The following is a 636-nucleotide window of genomic DNA, read 5'->3' on the forward strand; positions in this document are numbered from 1 at the left end:
CCATACCCCCGCACACCCACCCCAGCTACCGTAAACCCCCGTGAGCACCCTCCAGCGGGCCAAATGCCAGGCAAAGGCACATCCCCTGGCCATGGACGCCGCCCTCGCCGCAGCCGTCCTGGTCTGCATGGTCGCCGGCTCGTTCGTCGAACCCCGCCACCGTGACAGCGTCAGCTGGGCCCTGCGCACCCCCGACCCCCTCAGCCTCGTCCTCATGGCCCTCGGCGCCGCCGCCCTGGTCTTCCGCCGCCGCGCCCCGATGACCGTCCTCGCCCTCACCGGCGCCGTCTCCGTCATCGAATCCGTCACCGGGGACCCCCGCGCCCCCGTCGCCATGTCCGCGGTCATCGCCCTGTACACCGTCGCCTCCACCACCGACCGCCCCACCACCTGGCGCGTCGGCCTGCTCACCATGACCGTGCTGACCGGCTCCGCCATGGCCGCCGGCAGCCTGCCCTGGTACGCCCAGGAGAACCTCGCGATCTTCGCCTGGACCGGCATCGGCGCCACCGCCGGCGACGCGGTCCGCAGCCGCCGCGCCTTCGTCCAGGCCATACGGGAGCGCGCCGAACGCGCCGAACGCACCCGCGAGGAGGAGGCCCGCCGCCGGGTCGCCGAGGAGCGGCTGCGGATCGC

Annotated in this window: 1 protein-coding gene; it reads left to right on the forward strand. The window is 74.2% G+C overall.

Annotation, left to right across the window (positions count from 1 at the left end):
* Positions 1-40: 40 nt before the first annotated feature.
* The coding region (locus CCL05_RS42110; RefSeq protein ID WP_425275994.1) for a DUF7134 domain-containing protein at positions 41-636 on the forward strand (596 nt) is incomplete at its 3' end.

Source organism: Streptomyces africanus, from assembly GCF_002150735.1.
Lineage (GTDB): Bacteria > Actinomycetota > Actinomycetes > Streptomycetales > Streptomycetaceae > Streptomyces > Streptomyces africanus.